Annotated in this window: 6 protein-coding genes and 1 pseudogene; 3 read left to right on the top strand and 4 right to left on the bottom strand. The window is 35.6% G+C overall.

The window, feature by feature from the left end; all coding sequences use genetic code 11:
- A partial coding sequence (locus Xinn_RS19770) for a helix-turn-helix domain-containing protein (RefSeq protein WP_211286040.1) occupies positions 1 to 207 on the top strand: 207 nt, incomplete at its 5' end.
- Between the two features lie 154 nt (positions 208 to 361).
- Here Xinn_RS19770 and Xinn_RS19765 read toward each other — a convergent pair.
- Genes Xinn_RS19765 through Xinn_RS19755 form a run of 3 tightly spaced genes read right to left on the bottom strand, consistent with a single transcriptional unit; the run spans position 362 to position 3,342 of the window.
- Positions 362 to 2,158 (bottom strand): DUF2326 domain-containing protein, encoded by a 1,797-nt coding sequence (locus Xinn_RS19765; RefSeq protein ID WP_086955671.1) that lies wholly within the window; start codon positions 2,156 to 2,158, stop codon positions 362 to 364.
- Complete coding sequence (locus Xinn_RS19760; protein ID WP_086955673.1) at positions 2,145 to 2,393, bottom strand: ABC-three component system middle component 8; 249 nt, start codon at positions 2,391 to 2,393, stop codon at positions 2,145 to 2,147. Before Xinn_RS19760 ends, Xinn_RS19765 begins: the two co-directional genes overlap by 14 nt.
- Positions 2,386 to 3,342, bottom strand: coding sequence for an ABC-three component system protein (locus Xinn_RS19755; protein ID WP_086955677.1), 957 nt, complete (start codon positions 3,340 to 3,342; stop codon positions 2,386 to 2,388). Before Xinn_RS19755 ends, Xinn_RS19760 begins: the two co-directional genes overlap by 8 nt.
- 574 nt (positions 3,343 to 3,916) lie before the next feature.
- On the opposite strand from Xinn_RS19755, the gene Xinn_RS19750 reads away from it, so the two are divergent.
- Positions 3,917 to 5,131, top strand: coding sequence for a tyrosine-type recombinase/integrase (locus Xinn_RS19750; RefSeq protein WP_086955679.1), 1,215 nt, complete (start codon positions 3,917 to 3,919; stop codon positions 5,129 to 5,131).
- A gap of 282 nt (positions 5,132 to 5,413) precedes the next feature.
- Positions 5,414 to 5,620, top strand: coding sequence for a helix-turn-helix transcriptional regulator (locus Xinn_RS19745; protein ID WP_086955681.1), 207 nt, complete (start codon positions 5,414 to 5,416; stop codon positions 5,618 to 5,620).
- A gap of 115 nt (positions 5,621 to 5,735) precedes the next feature.
- Here the strand turns inward: Xinn_RS19745 and Xinn_RS19740 are convergent.
- Positions 5,736 to 5,862, bottom strand: a pseudogene (locus tag Xinn_RS19740) (IS5/IS1182 family transposase); the annotation flags it as partial.

Below are 5,862 nucleotides of genomic sequence, written 5' to 3'. Positions count from 1 at the left end.
TATGCCAGAACGCGTTCAAAACACCACAAAGAAAATCATGTAAAAACAAAACATTGGATGCGTGTTTTGAACGGCTTAATTCTTAAGAGCCTATCTATGATTGCTAACTATCTTGAAATACATCCTTCTGAAATTTGGCCTAGCCGGTATTTTGATATGAATGGTCAGCTTATTGAACGGATAGCCCGTAAGGCTTCTATTGAATAGTTTGATATCAGTAAAATAAGCCATGAGATAAAATGGTATTTTCAGTTATTAATTTGATACTCATGGCTGCTTTCCATTCTGTGCTCTATTTAGGTAAATATAGTAATCCAATTTCTTTAAATTATAGTCGTTATTTCAATGCATAATAATAAACTTACCACGTTCTCATTTTAAATAATCTTCCATTTTCGTTTTCATCATGCAAACGAAGGACAATTTCTTCATTATTAAATGCGTTTTTGCCAATATTTTCGTGTGGAGGCATATCAGAATCAATTAGAGTTATGATTTGCTGCAATCCAAAATCAGAGTAGTCTCTAATTACTTTTAACAAATTCTCTTTTTTTCTATCATCTAGTGATTCAAATACACCATCATGATAAACGAAACGTGGAAATTTATGAATTGAATTGGCTCTAAGTACAGCCATGTCGAATGCTATACATAAAAGTTTGCGATAAGTAAAACCCAAGTCTGCGCTTGTTGAATTTCCCAATTCATCTAAAATATCAGCCTTGAACTCAAGGTGTCCTTCTTTGTTTGGAAATACTCTTAAAAGAGCGTTACGATCAATAACACTATTTACAATCTCACTAAAATATAGCCTGATTGATGAAAAAAGACTGTTAGATTCAGAATTTTGTTTTTCAACATCTAGTTCTATTGATACTTGCAATTGCTCACATTCTCCTTTCAAGTTTCTAACTTCTGTTCTAATCTCTTGCAGGCGATGTATAACTTGTTTTTGTTTTTCTAGTGATGTTATATCCGCTTTCAATATTACCATTTCATCAGAGTATTTTTTATATTTATCAAAAACATCAGTGCTGCTTAAGAATGATAAGTTTTCGGATCTAACTTTCCCAAGTTTATTTAATTCTCTATTTATTTCTTGTAGTTCAATATCTATGGATGTTAATTCCTCCTGTAGGTATTTGTTTCTTTCTTCCGTAATAGCCTTGTTAAATGAAATAAGCTGATGAAAATCTTTCTTTATCTGCCCTTCAAAAAACACTCCAGCCTCTTTAAATAATATTTCCGCTTCATCTGGGTTAAATAAAATACTGCCTTGCTTCAAAGATGATTTTATCTTTTTTTTATTTTGGCTTAAGTAATATCTGCTTTCGTTTAATTCTGATATTTTTGAATTTATTTCATCTACTAAGGAAATTGTTTTTTCTTTATCAAAGCCGCGAAAGTCAAAAGAGTTTAATAAATTTTGTTTTTTCTCTGATTCTTTTTGCTTTAATAATAACAATCCTTCTATTTTACTAATGTCATCTATTGAACCACCAAGTTCAGTTTTGAGAAGATCTTTATTTTTTTTCCTCTGATTTAAGTCATTTTCTTTTTTATAAAGTTTAGATATTAATTCAGAATTAAAACCTAATACATGAGATAAAAATGGTTTCCAGTCAGAGTGCTTAGATAAAAATTTACTCAATTGAAACACATCTAAATAGTCTTTTTGTGTACGCAGTAAATATCCAAGCATGTTTCTAAATGCCCATGGACTCAATGCCTGACAATCAAGAAAACCATCAAGTAAGATTTTTGCTTTATCAAATGAAATATTTTTATGATCCCATTTGTCAATAGAAAGGGAAGAAAAATCTTTATGTCTGCCTGAGTGTTTTTTAAAGCAAATTTTTGATGGTTCTTTTACACTCCTACGTATAGTTACATAAGAAAATTCATCAATTTTTATTTCTAAAAAAAAGATAAATTCCTCAAAAGTATTCATATGCTTAAAAAGAAAGAAGTTCTTTTCACGTTTTGATAAAAGAACAAAATCTATTAGTCTCCCTAAGGTAGTCTTACCTAGGTTATGAGTATCCTTGAGTCGATTTTCTGGTAATCGTATCTCAGCTAAGATAACATTCAGGCCTGGCCCAAATTCTATAGGCTCAAAAAGGTCTGATTTGTTTGAGTATATTTTAGATAGTTTCATTGGGTCCTACGTATTCTATGGAATCAATTTTTGTATGATATTCAATTAACCCCATTAAAAAAAGAAAATTCAATGCAGGTAAAAACAGCACTTCCCCACTGTTGATAGTTTTCTTTGCATAATCCCTCAGCTTACCATAAGAAACTACTCTTTCATTTTTTAGAAGAGTAAGCATTAATAAAGACATACTTATGACTGTACGATCTGGATGAGAATGTTTAGAAGGCCTAATCATATGATGTCATTCCTATATCACAATTCCAATACATATAGAATAACAGAGTTCGAGTAAGGCGCTTATGCTTATGTTGCTTTAGTACAGGATCACGAGAGATTAATAACTCATATAAATATTCTAAAACCTCATCAAATGATTGATGTTTTCTTCTCTTAGAAATTATTTTAAAATGAAAATCCTCAGCAACACCTTCATACAATTGTAAAAATTTATCATTTTCAGGTGCAGCTAAAAATGCCTGTATTTCTGCTGTATCTTTAAGATGTTTTTTCAGCATAGATTGGGAATAGTTGGTTGTCATGCCATTTATCTGATTCTTATCTTCATAAGAAGTTCGTTTTGTAGGGGGCATATCAGATAAGTTATCGATAATGTTCATCTGTCGTGCTAAAGCTTCAACTACTTCGGCAAGCTCACCTGAACTTACAAGAAGTGGGGAGTCAATTGGGTCAATGTCTGCTAGCTTTGCAACTTCGGGAAAACGCTTCAACCAGAGATTCAGCTGTTCTATGCCACATAAATAAATTGAAGATAATGGTATATTGCATCTCTGAGAGATATGCCCAACTATTTCTTCTTCTGCGTTTCCTGTTAACCTGCGGTTAGAGAATAGCATATAATAATTCAATTGATTATTATTTACCATGTTTATAATTCGAGGAATTTCTTTTTCAATAATGGTATTTTTAGATGATTGACTAAAAAAATCTAATTCGGAAAAACTTCTATTTAGCCCATTAGTGTGTTTAGCTTGAATAATAACAGTTCCTTTCCAAGGCTGAGATTTATTTGGAAACTGTTCTGCAACACCTATAAATTTAGCATCTTTTCCTCCATCAGGACCCTTAGCAAAACCTTGAACAGAAATTCCAAATAAAGATTGACATAGTATTACGATCAGATTTTCAAATTGTTCAGCACTTAAGTTCTCATAAGCATATGTCATAAATATTTTCTTCAAATTCAAGTAATTATCTAAAGTAATATCAAGACACTAACTGAAATAAAATTTAATTTCTTTTACATAGAACACAAAATTAGACTTTTACTAAAATCTTAATGGTTTAAAATATAAATTATCACATTGCAATTATAACAATCGTTATTATAAGCATATTGCTAAACAAGAACCTCCGTTCCTAAATAAGTGATAATCAACACTAGCTGAATTAAAAACTTGATTTTGTTTTTGTCATTAAAGTAGAAGTATCAGATTGTGTATTATCTTTATATCTCGATCCTTTAAAAGGTGGTTATTTCTTGATAAATCAAAGAAATTTACATGGGGGCATTATAGGGGGCATGTTAACCAATTGAACTAAATAAAATACTTTAAAAACAATAAATTAATTACTATTGTCGAATCCTGTAGGATTTTCGAAGTCCGAAAAATCCCAGCAAATACGCACTGTTAGCCTTTTTTTGTTCTTTTTTAGTCCAGTCAGGTAGGTTGAAATCCACGATCTGATGGGGGTATATTTAGGGGTGCGTTCAGGTTCAATGAAATGAGATACCCCCAGATGAAGCTAACAGCCCGACAGGTGGACACTGCAAAGCCGAAAGAAAAACCTTATAAACTTGCAGATGGTGGCGGACTATATTTATTGGTTAACCCTAATGGCGCTCGCTATTGGCGGTTGAAGTATCGGATCGCAGGCAAAGAAAAATTACTCGCATTAGGGGTATACCCTGATATCTCCCTCGCAGAAGCAAGAACCAAGAGAAACGAAGCACGGCGGACGCTATCGGATGGTCATGATCCGATAGAGGAAAAGAAAGCTGAAAAGGCAGCCAAAGCGTTTGCGGTTAACAATAGTTTTGAATCCATCGCTATTGAGTGGCACGAGCATAAACGCCCCAATTGGTCAAAAGGGTATGCTGAAGACATTCTGGAATATCTGAAAAAAGATATCTTCCCGTATATTGGTAAACGTGCCGTTACCGAGATTAAACCCGCCGAAATGCTGGCTGTGCTCCGAAAAATGGAGCAACGCGGTGTTTTGGATAAATTGAAAAAAACCAGACAGGCCTGTCGGCAAATTTTCACCTATGCCGTGATTACAGGACGGGCAGAGTTCAATCCTGTTACCGATCTTGCCAGCGCACTTAAAGCACCGAAGCAAAAACACTTCCCACACCTTTTAGCCGACCAAATGAATGAATTCCTCATCGCTTTGGCGGGCTATAGCGGAAGCGAAGTGACTCAATCCGCTACACGTTTACTGATGCTTACCGGCGTGCGTACCATCGAATTGAGAGAATCAGAATGGACTGAATTCGATTTCGATAAGGATATCTGGCAGATACCTGCTGAGCGAATGAAAATGCGCCGTCCTCACATCGTTCCGCTATCAAATCAGGTTAAAGCCATTCTTATCAAACTGCACTCTATTACAGGACGTGGGAAATACGTTTTCCCCGGACGTAATGATGCGGGGAAACCGATGAGCGAGGCCGCCATTAATCAGGTTATTAAACGCATTGGTTATGATGGCAGGGCAACCGGCCACGGCTTCCGCCACACAATGAGTACTATCTTACATGAACAAGGCTATAACACGGCCTGGATTGAAACTCAGCTTGCTCATGTTGACAAGAACAGCATCCGGGGAACTTACAATCACGCCCAATATCTGGAAGGACGCAGGGAAATGATGCAATGGTATGCAGATTATATGGAGATACTGGAACGGGGTGAAAATGTCCTAATCGGAAAATTTGGGAAAAGGGCGTAAAGATACGGTGCTTTTTTATACTTTGTTGGCAGTGCCAACAAAGTGCTTTTTTTATACAGCGTATGAATGGTGATTTTGTAGACTGTGTTGGAGGCTCCAACAGTGACTGGTTTTCATACAACAGGGAATTAGAGAGCTGATACTTTCTATAAAACGATAAATCTTACAAATGGAAAAAACAATTAACGCTGTTCATTTAATCTTGCTTTTTAAATAATCCGCCTGTCATCAAACAACGTCCACGATGAGCGCTCAAGGACTCGGTAACAGGAGATAAATAATATGACAATGACAGCACCGAAAGAAAATCTTATTCGTTTGCCCGAAGTTCAGCGCAGAACGGGTTATAGCAAGGCGTGGATCTACAAACTGATTAGCGATGGGGCATTCCCGAAACAAATCAAACTCGGCTCGCGTTCCATCGCGTTTATTGAATCAGAGATTGATCACTGGATTGCGCAACGGATCGCAGGTTCACGAGCGGCATAACACATAACATAAGAAACATAACATAAAAAAACAACGCCCCAGTGTGCGACAACACATCTGAGGCGTCTGACCAACAACCGTTAATTAAGGTAACGATAATGGCTATATGGTGTCGTCATGAAATACTCAACCAAAGAGCAAGACAGCGGATTTGGACTGCGGCAAGAAACGATGCACTATTTTTGGCATAACGGGTCGCTATACCACGCCAGCGTTTCAAATGGAGAAAAGCGTTTTCAACC

The organism is Xenorhabdus innexi, from assembly GCF_002632485.1.
In the GTDB taxonomy this organism is placed as follows: Bacteria; Pseudomonadota; Gammaproteobacteria; order Enterobacterales; family Enterobacteriaceae; genus Xenorhabdus; species Xenorhabdus innexi.
Note: the sequence above shows the minus strand (reverse complement) of the source record. Positions and strands in the feature narration are given on the sequence as shown.

Excerpts from the sequence above, each read along its gene's own strand:
- Xinn_RS19745 (WP_086955681.1), top strand. The coding sequence starts at position 5,414 with ATGACAATGACAGCACCGAAAGAAAATCTTATTCGTTTGCCCGAAGTT.
- Xinn_RS19755 (WP_086955677.1), bottom strand. The coding sequence starts at position 3,342 with ATGACATATGCTTATGAGAACTTAAGTGCTGAACAATTTGAAAATCTG.
- Xinn_RS19750 (WP_086955679.1), top strand. The coding sequence starts at position 3,917 with ATGAAGCTAACAGCCCGACAGGTGGACACTGCAAAGCCGAAAGAAAAA.
- Xinn_RS19760 (WP_086955673.1), bottom strand. The coding sequence starts at position 2,393 with ATGATTAGGCCTTCTAAACATTCTCATCCAGATCGTACAGTCATAAGT.
- Xinn_RS19765 (WP_086955671.1), bottom strand. The coding sequence starts at position 2,158 with ATGAAACTATCTAAAATATACTCAAACAAATCAGACCTTTTTGAGCCT.